Here is a 996-nt window from a genome sequence, read left to right as displayed (position 1 = left end):
AACCGGCCGACCACCTCGATCCTGGCCACCAAACTCACCCCCTCGGTCATCGGCCAACTCATCGCCCTCTACGAACATCAGGTGTTCACCGAAGGCGCCATCTGGGGCATCGACTCGTTCGACCAATGGGGCGTCGAGTTGGGCAAGACCCAGGCCAAAGCCCTCCTACCCGTCATCACCGCCGACCAATCCCCCGCCAAACAAACCGACTCCTCCACCGACGCCCTCGTCCGCCGCTACCGCGTCGAACGAGGCCGCTCCGCATAACCCCGTGCGGAGAACGGAAGTCCACCGACATTCACCCCAGGGACAAATCCGGCGACTCACTTCGACGGTCGCCCTACGACACTTCGCATACCGCGGCGGCCATAGCTTAAAGCTGTAGTTCAGGACTTTTTATTTAGACCTTTTTTGACGCGGGTTTCGGCCACCCCATCGGCAAGTTGCTTTCCGCAACCTTCGGAGAACTGGCCCGAACACTGTTGCGACACAAGGTTGGCAGGCGAGATGTCCGCTGAGGCCGCCAAAAAGACGGGCAGCCGGGAACTCGGACATGAGCGCGCAACATGAAGGTTCTAAAAAAGTCTGGACTAGATGAATTGTGCCGCGTACCATGTGGGGGACGTAACTTGATCTATCGGATGTGATTGGCATCACAGCAGTGGAGTTCGCACCAGCGCTCCGCTGCCTTCAAGAAGGAGAGAGTCCCCGACACTGCCTTCCCGGTCGCCGGCAGCACCTGGTGATCAGTACGGGACTCCGCAAGTCTTCGCGAGAATGCCCACGCCCCGTTACGCCTTCCGCGCTGAACCGGCAGCCACCAATCGATACACCCTCTTCTTCGAGTCTCATCGCGCACAGATAACCGTCCAAGGAAGTTAGCCAGGTTCTGCATATGACCATGAGCGCCGTAAGCACCAGCGCCGATATTTCGACCACTGCCGCGTGGCAAGCTCTGATCCGTCATCACGACAAGATCGGCCAGACCCACCTGCG

The 996-nt window shown here is 59.4% G+C and carries 1 pseudogene; it reads left to right on the top strand.

The features are described 5' to 3' along the window. A pseudogene (locus tag BST13_RS38045) lies at positions 1-267 on the top strand (glucose-6-phosphate isomerase); the annotation flags it as partial. Positions 268-996: the final 729 nt, after the last annotated feature.

Origin of the sequence: Mycobacterium aquaticum (assembly GCF_002086485.1) — a bacterium.
Lineage (GTDB): Bacteria > Actinomycetota > Actinomycetes > Mycobacteriales > Mycobacteriaceae > Mycobacterium > Mycobacterium aquaticum.
This window is presented reverse-complemented; position numbering and strand designations above follow the sequence as displayed.